Below are 19,505 nucleotides of genomic sequence, written 5' to 3'. Positions count from 1 at the left end.
GCAAAAGCGGGAGCCAAAGCAGGAGCCAAAGCAAAGGCAGTCGCGTCAAACGCTGCCGCAAAGCCGATCAAACGGGCCACGGCCGGGCACACTGCCGCCGACATCGTCAGCGACCACCTGCGTGACCACCGCCGATCCAGGCGCACGCGCGCCTGCCACCGCGAGCGCATGCGCCCGCTCACATCCGGAACACCCCGAACCGGCTCGGCTCCGCCGGTGCGTTCAACGCCGCCGACAGCCCCAGCCCCAACACCCGCCGCGTCTGCGCCGGATCGATCACCCCGTCGTCCCACAGCCGCGCGCTGGCGTAGTACGGATGGCCCTGGCGCTCGAACTGGTCGCGGATCGGCGCCTTGAACGCCGCCTCCTCCGCATCCGACCACTGCCCGCCCTTGGCCGCGATGCCGTCGCGGCGTACCGTCGCCAGCACGCTCGCGGCCTGCTCGCCGCCCATCACCCCGATGCGCGCGTTCGGCCACATCCACAGGAAGTTCGGCGAGTACGCGCGGCCGCACATGCCGTAGTTGCCGGCGCCGAACGAGCCGCCGATCACCACCGTGAACTTGGGCACCTTGGCACAGGCCACCGCCATCACCAGCTTGGCGCCGTCCTTGGCGATGCCGCCGTGTTCGTACTTGCGGCCGACCATGAAGCCGGTGATGTTCTGCAGGAACACCAGCGGGATGCCGCGCTGCGCGCACAGCTCGATGAAGTGCGCGCCCTTCAGCGCCGATTCGGAGAACAGGATGCCGTTGTTGGCGACGATGCCGACCGGATAGCCGTGCACGTGCGCGAAGCCGGTGACCAGCGTGGTGCCGTAGCGCGCCTTGAATTCGTCCAAGCGCGAGCCGTCCACCACCCGCGCGATGACCTCGCGCACATCGAAGGGTTTGCGCGGGTCGGCCGGGATCACCCCGTACAGTTCCTCGGCCGGATACAGCGGCGGTTCCGGCGTGCGCAGGGCCAGCGGCGGGGCAGGCTTGCGCCAGTTGAGCTGGGCGACGATCGCGCGCACCCGCGCCAGCGCCTGCAGGTCGTTGTCGGCGAAGTGATCGGCCACGCCGGAGATGCGCGTGTGCACGTCGGCGCCGCCCAGATCCTCGGCGCTGACGTCCTCGCCGGTGGCAGCCTTCACCAGCGGCGGGCCGCCGAGGAAGATCGTGCCCTGCTCGCGCACGATCACCGTCTCGTCGCTCATCGCCGGCACGTAGGCGCCGCCGGCGGTGCATGAGCCCATCACGCAGGCGATCTGGGCGATGCCCTGCGCCGACAGGTTGGCCTGGTTGTAGAAGATCCGGCCGAAGTGGTCGCGGTCGGGAAACACCTCGTCCTGCAGCGGCAGGAACGCGCCGCCGGAATCGACCAGGTAGATGCACGGCAGGCGGTTCTGCTGGGCGATCTCCTGCGCGCGCAGGTGCTTCTTCACCGTGATCGGGTAGTAGGTACCGCCCTTGACCGTGGCGTCGTTGGCGACGATCACGCACTCCACGCCGGAGACGCGGCCGATGCCGGCGACCACGCCGGCGCACGGCACCTCATCGTCGTACAGACCCAGTGCGGCCAGTGGCGCGATCTCCAGGAACGCGCTGCCCGGGTCGAGCAGGGCGTCGATGCGCTCGCGCACCAGCAGCTTGCCGCGCGCCTGGTGCTTGGCGCGGGCGGCCTCGCTGCCGCCCAGGGCGATGCGCGCCTGGGTGGCGTGCAGGTCGTCGACCACCGCGCGCAGCGCGGCGGCATTGGCGGCGAAGGTGTCGCTGCCGGGTTGCAACTGGGTCTGGATCGCGCTCATGGCAGAACCGTAGGAGAAGGAAAGGACAGGCAGCTGATGTGGGAGAGGCTCTTGTCCCTGTTGCGGGATCAGCCCCGACGCGATGGCGCCGGAACGGCCTGTCGGCCGATACCTCTTTCGCCGCGCATCACTTGGTCCGCTCGAACAACTCGCGGCCGATCAGCATGCGACGGATCTCCGAGGTGCCCGCGCCGATCTCGTAGAGCTTGGCGTCGCGCCACAGGCGCCCGGTCGGATAGTCGTTGATGTAGCCGTTGCCGCCCAGCACCTGGATCGCCTGGCCGGTCAGCCAGGTCGCCTTCTCGGCGGCGTAGAGGATCGCGCCGGCGGCGTCCTGGCGGGTGGTGCGGCCGGCGTCGCAGGCGCGCGCCACTGCGTACACATAGGCGCGGCAGGCGTTGAGGCCCACGTACATGTCCGCCAGCTTGCCCTGCATCAGCTGGAAGCTGCCGATCGGTTCGCCGAACTGGCGGCGCTCGTGCACGTAGGGCAGCACCACGTCCAGCGCCGCGGCCATCAGCCCCAGCGGGCCGCCGGACAGCACCACGCGCTCGTAATCCAGGCCCGACATCAGCACGCGCACGCCGCCGCCGACCTCGCCCAGCACGTTCTCCGCCGGCACCTCGCAATCCTGGAACACCAGTTCGCAGGTGTTGGAGCCGCGCATGCCGAGCTTGTCCAGCTTCTGCGCGGTGCTGAAGCCGGGCATGCCCTTCTCGACCACGAACGCGGTGATGCCGCGCGCACCGCCGCTGGGATCGGTCTTGGCATAGACCACCAGCACGTCGGCGTCGGGGCCGTTGGTGATCCACATCTTGTTGCCGTTGAGCACATAGCGGTCGCCACGTGCCTCGGCGCGCAGCTTCATCGACACCACGTCCGAGCCGGCGCCGGGTTCGCTCATCGCCAGCGCGCCGACGTGCTCGCCGCTGCACAGCTTGGGCAGGTAGCGCGTCTTCTGCGCCGGGCTGGCGTTCTTGCGCAGCTGGTTCACGCACAGGTTCGAATGCGCGCCGTAGGACAGGCCGATCGCGCCGCAGGCGCGCGAGATCTCCTCCATCGCCACCACGTGCGCCAGGTAGCCCATCGCGCTGCCGCCGTACTCCTCCTCCACGGTGAGGCCGAGCAGTCCCTGTTCGCCGAGCTTGCGCCACAGCGGCGCGGGGAAGGCGTTGTCGCGGTCGGCCTGCTCGGCCAGCGGCGCGATCTCGCGCGCGGCGAAGGCGGCGATGCTGTCGCGCAACAGGTCGACCTCCTCGCCCAACTCGAAATTCAACGACGGCATCAGCATGGCGGCAGCTCCTGGGTGGCAGGTGGCCGGCGGCGCCTAGAATCGGACCCGCGCCGGGCAAGAGCGCCCAGCGTAGCCGGGAACGGCAAAGAAGTGAACAGAAATTCATTAATTGAACTTAGAATCACGCCATGGCCTACAAACGCTCCGCCCTGATGGAAGAACGCCTCGCCGGCAACCGCCAGCGGATCCTGCTGGCGGCGCGCCGGCTGGTCGCCGCCGACGGCTTCCGTGGTGCCCCGGTGACCGCGGTGGCGGCCGAGGCCGGGGTCTCCACCGGGCTGATCTACCGGCATTTCCCGTCCAAGGCCGAACTGTTCGTGGAGGTGCTGACCGCGGCGGTGGAGCACGAGCTGACCATCCTGCGCGCCATCGCCGCCGCGCCGGCGCCGGCGGCGCAGCGCCTGCGCGATGCCATCGCCTCGTTCGTGCGCCGTGCCCTGGCCGGCCCCGGCCTGGCCTATGCCTTCATCGCCGAGCCGGTGGAACCGGAGGTGGACGCCGAGCGCATCCGCTGCCGGCGCCTGCTTGGCGACGTGTTCAAGGGCATCCTGGCCGACGGCGTGGCCGCGGGCGAGTTCCCCGCGCAGGACCTGGAGGCGGCGGCGGCATGCCTGGTCGGCGCCTACACCGAGGCCCTGGTCGGCCCGACCGCGCCCAGCCGCGATGGGCCGCGCGACAGCGAGCGCCTGGTCGAGGCGGTGTGCGGGTTCTGCCTGCGCGCGGTGGGCAGCGCCTGAGCGCGATCGACCGCGTCGCCTGCGCCGAACTGCTGCGATGCAGCACGCATCGCCTGCGATTCCGTGCCATCGCGGCGTGCCGCGCGGCGCAAACGCTGGCTATACTCGGCCGCGTAGCGGTGGTCCGGATTACCACGTGCCAAAGGGGTGTGATGTGCGGAATTACGACCTCGAATTTCTCAAGCGCTTCTCGATGGTGATCGGCCTGCTGGTGCTGATCACCCTCGGCCTGATCGTGTTCGCGCACTACCTGCAGCGGGCCATCCCCCCGGAGGTGTCGCCGATTGCGCAAAAGCGCACCGAGGAGCGCATCGCCCCGGTCGGCGCGGTCTACGCCGGCAGCACCGGCGCCGCGGCGCAGGCCGCCGCCCAGGCGGCGGCACTGGCCAAGGCCTCGGCGCAGGCGGCCTACGGCGGCACCACCGACGGCAAGACCATCTTCAACAACCTGTGCACCGCCTGCCACACCACCGGCGTGGGCAAGGCGCCGACGCTGGACCACGCGCACTGGGACAAGCGCATCGCGCAGGGCAAGGACACGCTCTACAAGCACGCCATCGAAGGCTATACCGGCCCCGACGGCGGCATCATGCCGCCCAAGGGCGGCAATCCCGGGCTGACCGAGGAGCAGATCCACGCCACCGTGGACTGGATGCTGGCCAACCTGAAGTAACCTTGCGCCTCCCGCACGCCATTGCGCCGCCTTCGGGCGGCGCAGTCGTTTCCGCGCCCGTCGCGTGCCGGCGCCAAACAAGGAGAGTGATCGCATGCGCATGCCGCCGCCATCGTTGTTGTCGTTGCTGCTGCTGGTCGCAGCCCCCGCCGCGCAGGCGCTGACGCCGCCGACGCTGCTGCCGATCGGGCAGTTGCGCCCGGGTCCGCAGGCGCAGGGCGTGGTATTCGAGGGCGTGGTCACCGCGCGGGTGGAGGCCGGCGGCAGCGGCTACCTGGTGCAGGACGCCGGCGACGACGATCCGCTCACCGCCGACGCGCTGCTGGTACGCGGCGATGCCGAGCGCAGCCTCGCACCCGGCGATCGCGTGCGGGTGTGGGGCGAACTGGCGCCGCAGGCCGCGGCATCGGCCAAGGCCGGTACGGCCTTCGTCGGGCGCAGCGTGCTGGAGCAGGGCCACACTGTGCTGGCGCGGGCGCAGCCCTTGCCGCTGCAGGTGCTCGACGCGGCACCGGCCGACTGGTCGGCGCTGGCCGGCATGCGCGTGCGCATCGCCGCGCCGCTGACCGTGGTCGACAACGATGCGCTGGGCAAGACCGGTGAACTCGGCGTGGCCTTCGGCGGGCGCCTGTGGCAGCCCAGCGAAGTGGCTGCGCCCGGCAGCACCGAGCAGGCGGCGGTCGTCGCCGACAACGCGCGGCGCGGGCTGCGGCTGGGCACGCTTGGTGCGCCGGCTCCGACATCGGCAACCGCAACGGCAAAACTCCCGGACTATCTGGGCAGCGCCGCCGCACCGCCGCGCGTGGGCAGCACGGTGCAGGACGTGGAGGGCATCGTCGGCGGGGTGATCGACGGCGCCGCGCGGCTGTACCCGACCGCCGCGCTGCAGCTGACGCCGCCGCCGGAGCCGGCAGCCCCGCAGGTCGACGGCACCGTGCGCATCGCCGCGTTCAACCTGGAGAACTTCTTCAACGGCGACGGCCGCGGCGGCGGGTTCCCGACCCTGCGCGGCGCGCGCACCGCCGCCGAGTTCCAGGCGCAGCTGCGCAAGCTGGTGGCGACGATCCGACCGCTGCAGGCCGACGTCGCCGCGCTGATGGAACTGGAGAACGACGGCTACGGCCCGACCTCGGCGATCGCCAGCCTGGTCGACACGCTCAATGCCGGCGGCGGCGACTGGCGCTTCGTCGATGCCGGGCACGGTCCCGGCGACAATCCGATCCGGGTCGGGCTGATCTACCGCGCCTCGCGGGTCAGCCCGGTGGGCAAGCCGGCGGTGCTCGAGGGCGGCCCGTTCGCCGAACACAGCCGGGTACCGCTGGCGCAGGCCTTCCGCCGCGGCAGCGGCGCGCCGTTCGTGGTCGTCGCCAACCACTTCAAGTCCAAGGGCTGCGGCGAAGCCAGTGGCGCCGACGCCGACCGCGGCGACGGGCAGGGCTGCTGGCACGCGACCCGCACCGAGTCGGCGCGCCGCCTGGACGCGTGGCTGCGCAGCGATCCCACCGGCACCGGCAGCACGGCCAGCGTGCTGCTCGGCGATTTCAACGCCTACGCGATGGAGGATCCGCTGCGCCTGCTGCGCGACGCCGGCTGGCGCGATGCGTTGCAAGAAGCGCATGTCGCGCAGCCCTACAGCTTCGTCTACCGCGGCCTCAGCGGCCGCCTCGACCACGCCTTGCTGAGCCCGGCGCTGGCAGCGCGGTTGCGCGGCGCCGCCGAATGGCACGTCAACGCCGATCTGCCCGACAGCGACGGCTACCGCGAGCGCGATCTTCCTGGTCCGTGGCGCAGTTCGGACCACGATCCGTTGCTGTTGGGGTTTGACCTGTAGGGTCGGGAGTGGGGAAATGGGAATGGGGAATCGGGAAAGCCGGTTGTCGCCTTCCTTTCCCAGCCTCGATGTACGGGGCGTACCGCCGGAACTGATGTCATGCGCGAAGCGCAAGACTGCCGTCATGCGTGAGCGTTGTGTTTCAGGTGGTGCGTGCCGCCTTGCGTGTCACCGGCGGCTCTTGAGGATTGCTTTTGTCTCTTGTGGCGTTGCCGCGCGTGTTGCCGTGGTGCCGACCGAAGCCGGTAGGTGCCGTGCTTTTTCCCGATAGGCACGACAGCATCGACTGTTGCTGTTGCTGTTGCTGTTGCTTTCGCTTTGGCAGTTGCTTTTGTTGTTGTTTCCGCTGTTGCCGTTGCTCTGGCTTTTGACTTACCGGGTTCCCTTCCGAAGCGGCGGCCAGCGCGGGGAAAAACCCCGAAGGGGCGGCGCACAGGGACGTGCGCCGTCCGCGGCAGGGGCAGGATGCCCCTTCCGCGGATCCCCGGGCTGGACGCGGACCCGGAGCGCGTTAGCGCGGAGGGCGCGTAGGCAGGGTGTGCTTTCTTTTGGTTACTTTTCTTTGCACAAGCAAAGAAAAGTAACTCGCCGCAAGGCGAAAGCTTTGCTCTTGCACTTGCTGTTACTGTGGCCACCGCTGGATCGTAGGAGCGGCTTCAGCCGCGACCAACACAAATCGGCAATGTCTGTCGCGGCTAAAGCCGCTCCTACGGTTCTTTTTGTCCGACATGAAAGCTTGAAGCAACAGCAGAGGCTTTCGCCCTAACGGGCGAGTTACTTTTCTTTGCTCGCGCAAAGAAAAGTAACCAAAAGAAAGCGCGCCCTGCCTTGCGCCCTCCGCGCTGCGCGCTCCGGGTCCGCGGATGCACCGGGGATTCGCGGAAGGGGCATCCTGCCCCTGCCGCGAACGGCGCACATCCATGTGCGCCGCCCTTCGGGTTTTTCCCCGGTCCATCCGCCGCTGCGGAAGGGAACCCGATAAATCAAAAGCCAGAGCAACAGCAACAGCAACGGCAACAGCCAAAGCCACGCTGCATCGCGCCCCTGATCGCCTCGAGCGAAAGCGCGCTACACAGCGCGCCCCACCCTCAATGCCCGCAACGCCGCCGGTGCCTGCGCCAGTTCCACAGGTGCGCACTGGCCAGGGCCAGACTGCCGCTGACCGTCATCGCGGTTTCGCTGGCCTCGTCGGGAATGCCGAAGGCGCCGGCCAGCAGACCGAGCAGCCCCAGCGCCGCCAGCGTCCACAGCGGCCAGGGCAGCGCATCGCGCTGGTGCCCGCGCCACAGCGCCAACCCCGCCAACGGCGCGGCGATCGCCACAAACACCACGTGCACCCACTCGGCCTCGGCCCAGACGCCGAACAGCGGCAACGCCGCGGCCAGCAACGGCAAGGCCAGACAGTGCAGCAGGCACAGCCCGGACAACAGCATCGCCGAGGCATCGAAGAAGGATTGCGGCAGGGATTTCATGGGCGGTCACTCCAACGCATCAAGTGTTATATAGTAACATTTCTCGCTCGCCACGCCTTCGCGCCGATGCCCGCCATGTCCAACGCCGCCGTTTCCGATCGCCGCCTCCCCGTCACCGTCCTGTCCGGCTTCCTTGGCGCCGGCAAGACCACCCTGCTCAACCGCGTGCTGCACAACCGCGATGGCCGCCGGGTGGCGGTGATCGTCAACGACATGAGCGAGGTCAACATCGACGCCGCGTTGATCCGCGACGGTGGCGCCGCGCTCAGCCGCACCGAAGAGACCCTGGTCGAGTTCAGCAACGGCTGCATCTGCTGCACCCTGCGCGACGACCTGCGCCAGGAGGTGCAGCGCCTGGCCGACAGCGGGCGCTACGACTACCTGCTGATCGAATCCACCGGCATCTCCGAGCCGATGCCGGTGGCGGCCACCTTCGCCGTCCGCGATGCCGACGGCCGCGGCCTGGCCGATGTCGCGCGCCTGGACACCATGCTCACCGTGGTCGACGGGGTCAGCTTCCTGCGCGACTTCGGCTCGGCCGAGCGCCTGGCCGACCGCGGTCTGCAGGCCGGGGCCGACGACGAGCGCGGGTTGGTCAACCTGCTGGTGGAGCAGATCGAGTTCGCCGACGTGATCGTGATCAGCAAGGCGGACCTGGCCGATGCGGCCACCCTCGACCGCACCCGCGCGGTGCTGCGCGCGCTCAACCGCGATGCGCGCATCGTCGAAGCCAGCCGCGGCGACCTGCCGCTGGAGCTGGTGCTGGACACCGGTCGTTTCGACTTCGTGCGCGCGCAGTTGGCGCCGGGCTGGATGCAGGCGTTGCGCGGCGAGCACGCACCGGAGACGGAACAGTTCGGCATCGAAAGCTTCGTCTATCGCGCGCGCCGGCCGTTCCACCCGCTGCGCTTCGCGCGGTTGGCGCAGCGCGGCCTGCGCGACGTGATCCGCAGCAAGGGCTTCTTCTGGCTGGCCAGCCGCATGGACTGGGTCGGCGAACTGTCCATCGTCGGCGCGGCCACCCAGACCCAGGCCGCCGGCTTCTGGTACGCGGCACGCGAGCGCGTGGACCGCGGCCTGCTGGACACGCCGCTGGTGCTGCCGCCGTCGCCGCTGCCGTACACCGAACTGGGTTGGCAGCGGCAGCAGACCGCGTGCTGGAATGCGCCGCCGCCGCAGGCCGAGGAGGTCGGCGATGCGCGCGAGTACGCGGCGCTGCGCGCCATGTGGCATCCGCTGTGGGGCGACCGCCGCCAGGAACTGGCGGTGATCGGCGTCGGCCTGGACACGGCGCGGGTGCGTGCCGAACTCGATGCCTGCCTGCTCGACGATGCCGAGCTGCGGCAGGGGCCGGTGGCCTGGCAGGGGCTGCAGGATCCGTTCCCGGTGTGGAGGCGCTGATGGGGCCGGGATTCGGGATTCGGGATTGGGGAATCGTAAGAGCGGGGCGCGGGCGCTGAGGGTGTTGCCTGCGTCAAACGATCAAAAAGACAGGGGCGGTCCCGGTGTAGCCTGGTTTGCCGCGCTCCGTTTCCGTGTGGATGCGCCGAGGCGATTGGGATTCGTCACTCGCGAGTTGGATGCGCAGCGGGCGCTGAGAACTAGCCGCGCGCACCCAGCGCGATCAGCACGATCGCCGGCACCGCCAGCAGCAGGCCGAGGCGGTTCCAGCGGTTGGTGCGTTCGCCGAAGACGGCCACGCCGAGCAGGGTGCCCAGGCCGATCACGCCCAGGTTCATCGCCGCGAACACGCTGGCCGGGCTGTCCGGCAGGGCCTGGTGCGCGCGCACGTAGAACAGGATGTTGCCGAAGTTGAGCGCGCCCAGCAGCAGGCCGGCGCCGAGGTTGCGCCAGGCCAGCGGCGCGGTGCCGCGCAGGTGGCGCCACAGTTGCACGCCCAGCAGCAGCACGAAGGCCAGCGCGAAGGCCACCAGCAGCGAGGCGGCGAACGGCGTGCCGGCCTGGGCGATGCGCTTGAGCAGCACGTCGATCGCGGCGAAGCCGACCCACACCAGCAGCAGCCACGGCGCGGTGCGTGCGGCGCTGCGCGGCGTCGTGTCCGGCCGCTGCACGATGCCGGCGATCGCCAGCAGCCCCAGCGCCAGGCCGGCCAGCTTGGCGGCGTTGCCGCGTTCGCCGAACCAGAGGAAGGCCGCTGCCAGCGACAGCAGCAACGACAGCCGTTGCGCGGCGTCGGTGCGCACGATGCCCGCGCTGGCCACCGCGCGGCCCAGCACCAGGAAGATGCCCGGCAGCAGCACGCCCAGGGCCAGCAGCGCCGCCCATGGCGTATGCGCGTCTTTCAGCGCGGCCAGCGGCGGGTGCAGCAGGGCCGCGCACAGCGCCAGCGCCGCCAGGTAGTTCCAGGTCACCGCCTGGGCCAGGTCGATGCGCCGCTGCGGCGCCAGCTTCAGCAGCGCCGAGACCAGCACGCTGCACACCACACTCAACAGGACGAAGACCACACGCAGGATCCGGATCGGGAGGAAAAAGAACGCTGCGTGCACCGCTTCGGCATGTGGCCACGACCCAGCCCCGGTATTATGACCGCATGACCTCTCCCGCTTTCCCCACCGCCTCCGGCGCGCTGACGCTGCAAGGCCCCGCCGGCCCGATCGAGGCCGCGGTCGATCTGCCCGACGCCGACGTCGCCGCGCTGCCGGTCACCGCCATCGTCTGCCATCCGCTGTCCACCGAGGGCGGCAGCATGCACAACAAGGTGGTGACCATGGTCGCGCGCGCGCTGCGCGAACTGGGCGTGCACGTGGTGCGCTTCAATTTCCGCAGCGTCGGCGCCTCCGCCGGCAGCTTCGACCACGGCGATGGCGAGCAGCAGGATCTGGCCGCGGTGGCCGCCTGGGTGCGCGCGCAACGTCCGCACGACGCGCTGTGGCTGGCCGGTTTCAGCTTCGGTGCCTACGTCTCGCTGCGCGCCAGCGCCGCGCTGCAGCCGCAGGTGCTGATCTCGATCGCGCCACCGGCCGGGCGCTGGGATTTTTCCGACATGGCGCCGCCGCCGCAGTGGCTGGTGATCCAGGGCGACGCCGACGAGATCGTCGATCCCCAGGCCGTGTACGACTGGCTCGAAACCCTGGAGACGCAACCGCAACTGGTGCGCATGCCCGACACCAGCCACTTCTTCCATCGCAAGCTGATCGACCTGCGCGGCGCGCTGCAGCACGCGGTCAAGGCCTGGCTGCCGGCGGCGCAGGCGTGAGCGCGGCGACATTGCCGTCGCAGCGCTACGCCGAGGGCGTGGCGCGCGGCGACTGGCGCGACGATCCGGCCCAGCATGCGGCGCTGGCCGAACTGGACCGCATCCACGTCGCGATCGTCGATGGCGACCAGGAGGGCTGGCTGGACCGCCTGTCGGCGTTCTGGAAGAAGCCCGAGCCGGTGCGCGGGCTGTACTTCTGGGGCGGGGTCGGCCGCGGCAAGACCTTTCTGGTCGATCTGTTCTACGACGGCCTGCCGATCACTCGGAAGTACCGCACGCATTTCCATCGCTTCATGCGCGGCGTGCACGAGCGCCTGCGCGAGCATGCCGGGCAGAGCGATCCGCTGGCGAAGATCGCGCAGGAGTGGCGCAGCCGGCTGCGCGTGCTGGTGCTGGACGAGTTCTTCGTCACCGACATCGGCGATGCGATGCTGCTGTCGCGCCTGCTCGAGCGCCTGTTCGCCGAGGGCGTGACCCTGGTCACCACCTCCAATACCGCGCCGCAGAACCTGTACCTCAACGGCCTGCAGCGCGACAGCTTCCTGCCGGCGATCGCGCTGCTGCAGTCCTACTGCGTGGAGCTGTACGCCGAGGGCACCGAGGACTACCGCATGCGCGCGCTGACCCGTTCGCCGGTGTACCGCGCGCCGCTGGCCGAGGACAGCGATGCCTGGCTGGGCGAGCGCTGGAGCGCGCTCACTGGCAATGCCGAGGCGCGCCGCGGCAACATCGAACTGGAAGGGCGCAAGATCCCGGTGCGTGCGCGCGGCAAGAGCATCGTCTGGTTCGATTTCGTCGCCTTGTGCGAAGGCCCGCGCGGTCCCAGCGACTACATCGAGATCGCGCACGAGTTCACCACCGTGCTGCTCGGCGGCATCCCGCACTTCGACCGCATGAACGAGGATGCGGCGCGGCGCTTCGTCAACCTGATCGACGAGCTGTACGACCGCCACGTCAACCTGGTCTGCACCGCGCAGGACCCGCCGCCGCTGCTGTACACCGGCGAGCGCCTGGCCGGGGCCTTCGAGCGCACCGCCTCGCGCCTGATCGAGATGCAGAGCGCCGAGTACCTGTCGGCGGCGCATCGGGTCTGAGCGCGAGATCCCCGGCGCGCGCTCAGCGCACTGCGCCGGGCGCGCACAGCCCGGCGACGAAGCGGGGCATCAGGCCCGCGCCTGCAATCTCTTCCAGATAGGCGGCCGCCAGGCAACTGGCGCCGCCTTCGCGCTGCGCGCAGCGGGCCGGCCCGGACGCGCCGTCCTGCGGCAACTGCCGATCCATCGCCTGGGGCTGCGCCGCGGCCAATCTGTCGCGAAAGCGCTCCTCGGCATCGAGCAGGTCGGCGGGGGTCAAGCGGTCGGTCGGCACGTCGGGGCACTGGCGGCGGGTTTCACGCGCCAGCGCGTCGGCGCCAGCACCGACGAGCACCGGGCCGTGGGGCAGGGTGTTCGGCACCACGGCGGCGGGCGTAGCGCCGAGTGCGGCCAGCAACAGGAACGCGATGCGCATGCGGAAGCTCCTCGGGCTGCGCGGCAGCGTAGTCCTGCGCCGTCGACGGCGGGGCGGCGCGGTGTGCCCGCTTCAGCCAGAAGTTAGCGGCGGCAAAATATCGCTTGCGATTGAATCGCGCACTATGTAATATCCCGCCCATGGACCGCACCTCTCCCCCCGACGCCACCGCGCTGCTGAAGCTGGACACCCAGCTGTGCTTCGCGCTGTATTCGGCCAACCTGGCGATGCACAAGCTCTACCGCGGGCTGCTGCGCGACCTCGGCCTGACCTATCCGCAGTACCTGGTGATGCTGGTGCTGTGGGAACAGGACGGCTGCAGCGTCTCGGACATCGGCGAGAAGCTGTTCCTGGATTCGGCCACGCTGACCCCGCTGCTCAAGCGCCTGGAGGCGGTCGGCCTGCTGACCCGCCGCCGTGCCGCCGAGGACGAGCGCCGCGTGCTGATCGCGCTGACCGCCGAGGGCCAGGCCCTGCGCGCCCGTGCGCAGGCGGTGCCGGAAGGCGTGCTGTGCGCGGTCGCCTGCGACCTGCAGCAACTGACCCGGCTCAAGCACGACCTGGAAGAGGTCCGCGGCAAGTTGCAGGCTGCGGCCTGAGCGAATCCCGCCCGATCGCTCATTCCCTCTATCCCCATTCCCCTCTACACCCATGGCGCCGCGGCGCCGCCCTGCTAGGAGAACCACCATGGCTTCACCGACCACCATCGTCTACACCGCCACTGCCACCGCCACCGGGGGCCGCGACGGCCGCGCCGCCACCCCGGACAAGGCGCTGGACGTCAAGCTGTCGACCCCGCGCGAGCTGGGCGGCGCCGGCGGCGACGGCACCAACCCGGAGCAGTTGTTCGCGGCCGGCTACTCGGCCTGCTTCATCGGCGCGCTGAAGTTCGTCGCCGGCCAGGAGAAGGTGAAGCTGCCGGCCGAGCCGAGCATCGAGGGCCACGTGGGCATCGGCCAGATCCCGGGCGGCTTCGGCATCGCCGTGGAACTGCGCATCGCCGTGCCGGGCCTGGAGCGCGCCACGCTGGAATCGCTGGTGGAGAAGGCGCACCAGGTGTGCCCGTACTCCAACGCCACCCGCGGCAACATCGACGTCAAGCTGGTCGTGCTCGACTGAGCCAGCGGGATGTCCGGGCCGGCGCTGCGCCGGTCCATGGCGATACGCGAACGGGCGGCCAGTGGCCGCCCGTTCGCGTTGCAGGCCCCGCGTGTTGCCGCGCGCATTGAGGCCGCCCTGCGTGGATGCAATAGTGTGCGCTTCATCAAATCGGGCGCGCCATGCTCAGTTCCGCCTACAACGCCGAGACCGTTGCCGCCTTCCTGCAGGGCGCGCGCCGTGTGCTGGTGCTGACCGGCGCCGGCATGTCCGCCGAGAGCGGGGTGCCGACCTTCCGCGGCCAGGACGACAGCCTGTGGTCGCGCTTCGATCCCGAGCAACTGGCCACCGAGGACGCCTGGCGCGCGGACCCGGCCCTGGTCTGGGGCTGGTACCGCTGGCGCATGGCGCTCGTGGCGCTGGCGCAGCCGCACGCCGGGCACCTGGCGCTGGCGCGCCTGGCCGAGATCCGCCACACCACCCTGGTGACCCAGAACGTGGACGACCTGCACCAGCGCGCCGGCAGCGAGGTCGCCGCGCACGTGCACGGCCGCCTGTCGGCGCTGCGCTGCAGCGACTGCGGCCAGCCCTGGCGCGGGCTGCTGCCGCCGATCGACGTGCAGACGCCCAGCCAACGGTTGCCGCCGCCGGTGTGCGCGGCCTGCGGCGGCACGGTGCGTCCGGGCGTGGTGTGGTTCGGCGAAGCGCTGCCGCCGGCGGAGTGGGCGCGCGCGCAGACCGCGGCCGACAGCGCCGACCTGGTGCTGGTGATCGGCAGTTCCGGCCTGGTCTATCCGACCGCCAGCCTGCCGCTGCAGGCCAAGGAGCGCGGCGCCTGCGTGGTCGAGATCAATCCCGAACCCAGCGCGCTGTCGGCACGCGCCGACCTGCACTGGCGCGACAGCGCCGCGATGGCGCTGCCGTTGCTGCTGCAGCAGTGCAGGGTGACCTGAGCCCGCTGCACGCTGGAAGGCGCGCCTCGGCGACCGACGGGCCGTTTCGATGGCATATCGGGCCTCTCGGACGGTCGGATTCACGGTGCCGTCACGGCCGCGAATGGCCTCCGTGGCAGGACCGGAACCGGCTTCCATCGGCAAACCGTTGCCAGGCTTAGGTTTTCGTAATTTGACCCATATTTAGCGTTGACGCCGTCGGCCGACCACACTATCTTGGGGTGGTCGGTTCCTGCGGCCCCAAGCCGCGGGATCAAAAGGGAAGCCGGTGCGGCGTGCCAACGCCAAGTCCGGCGCTGCCCCGCAGCGGTAATTGGGAACGAACCCGTCATCCGCACTGAGGCGCCCGCCTTGGGAAGCGACGGGCTAGGAACCGGCCACGCGGCCGTCGCCCATCAGCCCGAAGACCTGCCGACAGCCGCGCGAAGCACACCGCGCGGCGCCGACCGTGCGATCTCCGGGGGGAGAGGGTCGGTGCAGCGTGGACCGCCCGCAGGCCTGGTGCCTGCGCTGTTTGCAGTCTTCGCGACACCGCCTGCCACCTGCGATCCGGTCGGACCGCTGCCTGCGAGGGTCGGGCGGCCGCGTGCACCACGCTTGGAGACCTTCATGAGCCAGACCCACAGCCTGCCGGCCACCGCGTCCGTCGACGCCGCCGTCGACCCCACGACCGCTGCCGCCACTGCCCAGCCGGAACCGGCCAGCAGCGAGCCGAGCAATGACCAGCGCGCCGTGACCTGGATCGTCAAGGACGGCGGCAACCGCCGCATGGCCTTCGACCGCTCGCGCCTGCAGCGCACCCTGGACCGGATCCACGCCGAGTTCCCGCAGCTGGACGTGAGCGACTACGAGCGCAAGGCCTTCGCCTTCATCGAGAAGAAGGAAAGCCTGTCGGCCGACGACATGGTCGACTACCTGATCCGCGAGGCCGAGTCGCGCGTGGACATCGCCACGCCGGAGTGGGAGTACTTCGCCGCGCGCCTGTACCTGGACCGCCTGTACAAGCGCGCCAGCAAGAACCGTTTCTACGATGCCGGCGAGAAGTACGGCTCCTACGTCGGCCTGCAGGAAAGCCTGGCCGACCGCGGCGTGTACTCGATCGACATCCTCAAGAACTACTCCAAGGACGAACTGGCCGAAGCCGGCCGCATGATCGATCCGGAGCGCGACAAGCTGTTCGCCTACAACGGCCTGTACCTGCTGGCCACGCGCTACCTGGCCACCGACAACTCGCGCAAGGTCTACGAACTGCCGCAGGAGCGCTGGCTGACCATCGCCCTGTACCTGATGCAGGACGAGAAGCCGCGCGAGCGCCGCATGCAGCTGGTCGGCGAGGCTTACTGGGCCCTGTCCAACCTGTACATGACCGTCGCCACGCCGACCCTGGCCAACGCCGGCAAGATCGGCGGTCAGCTGTCGAGCTGCTTCATCGACACCGTCGACGACAGCCTGCAGGGCATCTACGACTCCAACACCGACGTGGCGCGCGTGTCCAAGCACGGCGGCGGCGTCGGCGCCTACCTGGGCTACGTGCGTTCCTCCGGTTCGGCGATCCGCGGGGTGAAGAACTCCAGCGGCGGCGTGGTGCCGTGGATCAAGCAGCTCAACAACACCGCCGTGTCGGTGGACCAGCTTGGCCAGCGCAAGGGCGCCATCGCCGTGTACCTGGACATCTGGCACCGCGACATCGAGGCGTTCCTGGACCTGCGCCTGAACAACGGCGACCAGCGCCTGCGCGCGCACGACGTGTTCACCGCGGTGTGCGTGCCGGACATCTTCATGGAAGCGGTGGAACGCCGCGGCGAGTGGTACCTGTTCGACCCGCACGAGGTGAAGGAGGTCAAGGGCTGGTACCTGCAGGACTTCTTCGACGAGAAGCGCGGCGAAGGCAGCTTCCGCGCCCGCTACGAGGAAGTGGTGGCCGACGAGCGCATCGGCCGCAAGGTGGTCAAGGCCATCGACATGTTCAAGCGGATCATGGTCAGCCAGCTGGAGACCGGCAACCCGTTCATGTTCTATCGCGACGAAGTCAATCGCATGAACCCGAACAAGCACCAGGGCATGGTCTATTCCAGCAACCTGTGCACCGAGATCCTGCAGAACATGAGCCCGACGCGCGTCATCCAGGAGATGATCAGCGGCGACCAGATCGTCACCACCAAGCAGGCCGGCGACTTCGTCGTGTGCAACCTGTCCTCGGTGAACCTGGGCCGTGCGGTGACCGCGCAGCCGGACCTGCTGTCGCCGGACATCCTGGAGCGGCTGATCCGCGTCCAGGTGCGCATGCTCGACAACGTCATCGACCTCAACGAGCTGCCGGTGCCGCAGGCCACCATCACCAACCAGAAGTACCGCGCGATCGGCCTGGGCACCTTCGGCTGGCACCACCTGCTGGCGCAGAAGGGCATCGACTGGAATTCGCCGGACGCCGAGGCGTACAGCGATTCGCTGTACGAGCGCATCAACTACCTGACCATCCAGGCGAGCCTGGCGCTGGCCAAGGAGAAGGGTGCGTACAAGGTGTTCAAGGGCAGCGACTGGCAGAACGGCGAGTACTTCACCAAGCGCGGCTACGACAGCGCCGAGTGGCAGGAACTGGCCGCGCAGGTGAGCGTGCACGGCGTGCGCAACGCCTGGATGGTGGCGGTGGCGCCGAATATGAGCACCGCGCAGATCGCCGGCTCCACCGCCTCGATCGACCCGATCTACAGCGCGTTCTACTACGAAGAGAAGAAGGACTTCCGCCGTCCGGTGGTGGCGCCGGGGCTGACCGTGGACACTTACCCGTACTACGAGAAGGGCGCCTACAAGGTCGACCAGTTCGCCAGCGTGCGCCAGAACGCGCGCCGCCAGCGCCACGTCGACCAGTCGATCAGCTTCAACTTCTACGTGCCCAGCGGCATCCGCGCCAGCACGCTGCTGGACCTGCACATGACCGCGTGGAAGGAAGGCCTGAAGACCACCTACTACGTGCGTTCCAACGACATCGACATCAGCGAGTGCGAGTGGTGCTCGAGCTGATCGCCGGCGTCTGACGCCCGCGCCGCGCGGCAGGCCGCTCCTGCCGCGCGCGTCCTGTATTCCCGCGCCGTCCGCCGGCGCCGTTCACCCGACTCGACGAAGCACATCCATGGCCATCGCGCTCGACCGCATCAAGATCCTCGAACCGCTGCACCCCAACCGCTCCACCGGCATCATCAACGGCACCACCAGCGGCATCCTCAACTGGAACGACATCCCGTACCCGTCCTTCTACCGGGCGTACAAGGAGCTGTCGACCAACTTCTGGATCCCCGACGAAGTGGACATGAAGGGCGATGCCAAGCAGTACGGGGAGCTGTCGGCGCGCGAGAAGAACGCCTACGACTCGATCATCGGCCTGCTGGCCACGCTGGATTCGCCGCAGACGCGCTTCATCTACAACGTCGCCGAATACATCACCGATCCGGCCGCGCACGCCAACGCCGCGATCATCGGCCAGCAGGAAGTGATCCACAACGAGAGCTACTCGTACGTGCTGGCCTCGATCGCCGGCCTGGCCGACCAGAACCGCGTGTTCGAGATCGCCCGCACGCATCCGACCATCATCGCGCGCAACCAGCCGATCATGCAGGCCTACGACGACTTCATGCGCGAGAAAACCGCAGAGACCCTGCTGCGCTCGCTGATCCAGTCCTCGATCCTGGAAGGCATCAACTTCTATTCCGGCTTCGCGTACTTCTACAACCTGGTGCGGCAGAACCGCATGACCGGCACCGGCAAGATCATCAGCTTCATCAACCGCGACGAACTGGCGCATACCAAGTTCATCAGCGAGCTCATCCGCGCCATCATCGGCGAGAACGCCGAGCTGCAGACCAACGAGCTGACCGACTACGTGCACCAGGCCTTCGAACACGCGATCCGCCTGGAGACCGAGTGGTCCTCGGAAGTGCTCGACGGCATCGAGGGCATCGACGTGGACGAAATGATCCAGTACGTGAAGTACCGCGCCAACAAGATGTCCGGCATGCTCGGCATCGAGAAGCTGTACAGCGGCGCCAGCGACAACGTGATGCCGTGGATCAAGGCCTACGCCGACAACTTCACCGAGACTAAGACCGACTTCTTCGAGATGCGCAACGCCAGCTACAAGAAGACCAACTCGGACAACGGCTTCGACGATCTCTGAAGGGCCGGGATTCGGGATGATCAGCCGTTCGGCTGCTGAAAAGCCGGGCATTCGGGATTGGTGAAGCATCGCCATCCTGCTCTGACGAATCCCGAATCCCCATTCCCGAATTCCCGCCCCATGCGTATCCTGCTCGCCTACGCTTCGCTCAGCGGCAACACCCGCGACGTCGCCCGCCGCGTGCATGCGCAGTGCGAGGCGGCCGGGCACCAGGTAACGTGGATCCATACCGACCTGCAGACCCTGCACGGCGCGCTCGGCGATGCCGCGCGCGCGGCAGACTTCGATCTGCACCTGCTCGGCAGTTGGAGCGACAACGCCGGGCGCACGCCGTCGGAGATGAAGCGCTACATCGCCGAGCTGGTCGAGGCCGCCGGCAAGACGATCGAGGTCGCGGCGTTCGGCACCGGCGAGACGCAGTGGGGCTTGGAGTATTACTGCGGTGCGGTCAAACGCATCGCGCGTTTCTTCGACAGCGCCTACCCGCGCCTGGAGATCGAGCAGATGCCGCATGGCGACCGCGACAACGCGGCGATCGACGACTGGTGCGCGCAGGTGTTGGCGTTGCGCGCGGCGCGGGCGTCGTCGGCAGGCGCAGTGCCGGCGGCCGCTGCCGAGCCACCGTCCGCCGGTGCGGGCGGGTTCGCTGCGATGGGGTTGCCGCTGCATGGCAGCGGCTGACGCCGTCGCCCATCCGTTTCCTGGTAGCACCGGCGTCGTCATCGCACGCCGTGTTCCCTCCGACATCAGACAAGGTTCCG

Annotated in this window: 17 protein-coding genes and 1 riboswitch; of the genes, 12 read left to right on the top strand and 5 right to left on the bottom strand. The window is 69.2% G+C overall.

Annotated elements, in window-relative coordinates; translation table 11 throughout:
- Positions 1–178 precede the first annotated feature (178 nt).
- Both FHR56_RS17260 and FHR56_RS17255 read right to left on the bottom strand, forming a co-directional pair.
- The gene (locus FHR56_RS17260; RefSeq protein ID WP_160946982.1) at positions 179–1,789 is read right to left on the bottom strand and encodes a carboxyl transferase domain-containing protein; all 1,611 of its coding nucleotides are present in this window, start codon (positions 1,787–1,789) and stop codon (positions 179–181) included.
- Positions 1,790–1,916: 127 nt separating this feature from the next.
- On the bottom strand, positions 1,917–3,080 hold the full coding sequence (locus FHR56_RS17255; protein ID WP_160946983.1) for an isovaleryl-CoA dehydrogenase: 1,164 nt from the start codon (positions 3,078–3,080) through the stop codon (positions 1,917–1,919).
- Between the two features lie 131 nt (positions 3,081–3,211).
- On the opposite strand from FHR56_RS17255, the gene FHR56_RS17250 reads away from it, so the two are divergent.
- The 3 genes from FHR56_RS17250 (at position 3,212) to FHR56_RS17240 (ending at position 6,324) form a co-directional block, all read left to right on the top strand.
- The gene (locus tag FHR56_RS17250) at positions 3,212–3,820 is read left to right on the top strand and encodes a TetR/AcrR family transcriptional regulator (RefSeq protein ID WP_160946984.1); all 609 of its coding nucleotides are present in this window, start codon (positions 3,212–3,214) and stop codon (positions 3,818–3,820) included.
- Between the two features lie 154 nt (positions 3,821–3,974).
- Positions 3,975–4,493 (top strand): c-type cytochrome, encoded by a 519-nt coding sequence (locus FHR56_RS17245; protein WP_160946985.1) that lies wholly within the window; start codon positions 3,975–3,977, stop codon positions 4,491–4,493.
- Positions 4,494–4,587: 94 nt separating this feature from the next.
- On the top strand, positions 4,588–6,324 hold the full coding sequence (locus FHR56_RS17240; RefSeq protein WP_160946986.1) for an ExeM/NucH family extracellular endonuclease: 1,737 nt from the start codon (positions 4,588–4,590) through the stop codon (positions 6,322–6,324).
- Positions 6,325–7,412: 1,088 nt separating this feature from the next.
- Here the strand turns inward: FHR56_RS17240 and FHR56_RS17235 are convergent.
- On the bottom strand, positions 7,413–7,796 hold the full coding sequence (locus FHR56_RS17235) for a MerC domain-containing protein (protein WP_010342064.1): 384 nt from the start codon (positions 7,794–7,796) through the stop codon (positions 7,413–7,415).
- Positions 7,797–7,871: 75 nt separating this feature from the next.
- On the opposite strand from FHR56_RS17235, the gene FHR56_RS17230 reads away from it, so the two are divergent.
- Positions 7,872–9,197 (top strand): GTP-binding protein, encoded by a 1,326-nt coding sequence (locus FHR56_RS17230; protein WP_160946987.1) that lies wholly within the window; start codon positions 7,872–7,874, stop codon positions 9,195–9,197.
- Between the two features lie 200 nt (positions 9,198–9,397).
- On the opposite strand, the gene FHR56_RS17225 is transcribed toward FHR56_RS17230, so the two are convergent.
- On the bottom strand, positions 9,398–10,261 hold the full coding sequence (locus FHR56_RS17225) for an EamA/RhaT family transporter (protein ID WP_160946988.1): 864 nt from the start codon (positions 10,259–10,261) through the stop codon (positions 9,398–9,400).
- Between the two features lie 86 nt (positions 10,262–10,347).
- Between FHR56_RS17225 and FHR56_RS17220 the strand changes: the two genes are divergently transcribed.
- A complete protein-coding gene (locus tag FHR56_RS17220) occupies positions 10,348–11,013 on the top strand; it encodes an alpha/beta family hydrolase (RefSeq protein WP_160946989.1) in 666 nt (221 codons plus the stop codon).
- A complete protein-coding gene (zapE, locus tag FHR56_RS17215; RefSeq protein WP_160946990.1) occupies positions 11,010–12,107 on the top strand; it encodes a cell division protein ZapE in 1,098 nt (365 codons plus the stop codon). The genes FHR56_RS17220 and zapE overlap by 4 nt, the downstream gene beginning before the upstream one ends.
- Positions 12,108–12,129: 22 nt before the next feature.
- On the opposite strand, the gene FHR56_RS17210 is transcribed toward zapE, so the two are convergent.
- The gene (locus tag FHR56_RS17210) at positions 12,130–12,522 is read right to left on the bottom strand and encodes a hypothetical protein (protein ID WP_160946991.1); all 393 of its coding nucleotides are present in this window, start codon (positions 12,520–12,522) and stop codon (positions 12,130–12,132) included.
- A 140-nt stretch (positions 12,523–12,662) separates the two neighbouring features.
- Here FHR56_RS17210 and FHR56_RS17205 point away from each other — a divergent pair, with 140 nt between their 5' ends.
- From FHR56_RS17205 to FHR56_RS17180, 6 genes are all read left to right on the top strand, one after another.
- Positions 12,663–13,121 carry a MarR family transcriptional regulator gene (locus FHR56_RS17205; RefSeq protein WP_160946992.1) on the top strand — a complete coding sequence of 153 codons (459 nt, stop codon included), beginning with the start codon at positions 12,663–12,665 and terminating at the stop codon, positions 13,119–13,121.
- 88 nt (positions 13,122–13,209) lie between these two features.
- Positions 13,210–13,641, top strand: coding sequence for an organic hydroperoxide resistance protein (locus tag FHR56_RS17200; protein WP_019800967.1), 432 nt, complete (start codon positions 13,210–13,212; stop codon positions 13,639–13,641).
- A gap of 161 nt (positions 13,642–13,802) precedes the next feature.
- Positions 13,803–14,573 carry an NAD-dependent deacylase gene (locus FHR56_RS17195; protein ID WP_160946993.1) on the top strand — a complete coding sequence of 257 codons (771 nt, stop codon included), beginning with the start codon at positions 13,803–13,805 and terminating at the stop codon, positions 14,571–14,573.
- A gap of 209 nt (positions 14,574–14,782) precedes the next feature.
- Positions 14,783–15,004: riboswitch (cobalamin riboswitch) on the top strand.
- A 178-nt stretch (positions 15,005–15,182) separates the two neighbouring features.
- On the top strand, positions 15,183–17,594 hold the full coding sequence (locus FHR56_RS17190; RefSeq protein ID WP_160946994.1) for a ribonucleoside-diphosphate reductase subunit alpha: 2,412 nt from the start codon (positions 15,183–15,185) through the stop codon (positions 17,592–17,594).
- Between the two features lie 109 nt (positions 17,595–17,703).
- Positions 17,704–18,744, top strand: a complete 1,041-nt coding sequence (locus FHR56_RS17185) for a ribonucleotide-diphosphate reductase subunit beta (protein WP_010340146.1) — start codon at positions 17,704–17,706, stop codon at positions 18,742–18,744.
- A gap of 120 nt (positions 18,745–18,864) precedes the next feature.
- Positions 18,865–19,425: a flavodoxin gene (locus FHR56_RS17180; RefSeq protein ID WP_160946995.1), complete on the top strand. Its 561-nt coding sequence runs from the start codon at positions 18,865–18,867 to the stop codon at positions 19,423–19,425.
- The last annotated feature ends 80 nt before the right edge of the window (positions 19,426–19,505 follow it).

The sequence above is a fragment of the Xanthomonas sp. F10 genome, from assembly GCF_014206815.1.
GTDB lineage: Bacteria > Pseudomonadota > Gammaproteobacteria > Xanthomonadales > Xanthomonadaceae > Xanthomonas_A > Xanthomonas_A indica.
Note: the sequence above shows the minus strand (reverse complement) of the source record. Positions and strands in the feature narration are given on the sequence as shown.

Bases quoted from the DNA above. Each gene is read 5' to 3' on its own strand.
- FHR56_RS17255 (WP_160946983.1), bottom strand. From the start codon at position 3,080: ATGCTGATGCCGTCGTTGAATTTCGAGTTGGGCGAGGAGGTCGACCTG.
- FHR56_RS17230 (WP_160946987.1), top strand. From the start codon at position 7,872: ATGTCCAACGCCGCCGTTTCCGATCGCCGCCTCCCCGTCACCGTCCTG.
- FHR56_RS17205 (WP_160946992.1), top strand. From the start codon at position 12,663: ATGGACCGCACCTCTCCCCCCGACGCCACCGCGCTGCTGAAGCTGGAC.
- FHR56_RS17190 (WP_160946994.1), top strand. From the start codon at position 15,183: ATGAGCCAGACCCACAGCCTGCCGGCCACCGCGTCCGTCGACGCCGCC.
- FHR56_RS17180 (WP_160946995.1), top strand. From the start codon at position 18,865: ATGCGTATCCTGCTCGCCTACGCTTCGCTCAGCGGCAACACCCGCGAC.
- FHR56_RS17210 (WP_160946991.1), bottom strand. From the start codon at position 12,522: ATGCGCATCGCGTTCCTGTTGCTGGCCGCACTCGGCGCTACGCCCGCC.
- FHR56_RS17235 (WP_010342064.1), bottom strand. From the start codon at position 7,796: ATGAAATCCCTGCCGCAATCCTTCTTCGATGCCTCGGCGATGCTGTTG.
- FHR56_RS17250 (WP_160946984.1), top strand. From the start codon at position 3,212: ATGGCCTACAAACGCTCCGCCCTGATGGAAGAACGCCTCGCCGGCAAC.
- FHR56_RS17185 (WP_010340146.1), top strand. From the start codon at position 17,704: ATGGCCATCGCGCTCGACCGCATCAAGATCCTCGAACCGCTGCACCCC.
- FHR56_RS17260 (WP_160946982.1), bottom strand. From the start codon at position 1,789: ATGAGCGCGATCCAGACCCAGTTGCAACCCGGCAGCGACACCTTCGCC.
- FHR56_RS17240 (WP_160946986.1), top strand. From the start codon at position 4,588: ATGCGCATGCCGCCGCCATCGTTGTTGTCGTTGCTGCTGCTGGTCGCA.
- FHR56_RS17195 (WP_160946993.1), top strand. From the start codon at position 13,803: ATGCTCAGTTCCGCCTACAACGCCGAGACCGTTGCCGCCTTCCTGCAG.
- FHR56_RS17220 (WP_160946989.1), top strand. From the start codon at position 10,348: ATGACCTCTCCCGCTTTCCCCACCGCCTCCGGCGCGCTGACGCTGCAA.
- FHR56_RS17200 (WP_019800967.1), top strand. From the start codon at position 13,210: ATGGCTTCACCGACCACCATCGTCTACACCGCCACTGCCACCGCCACC.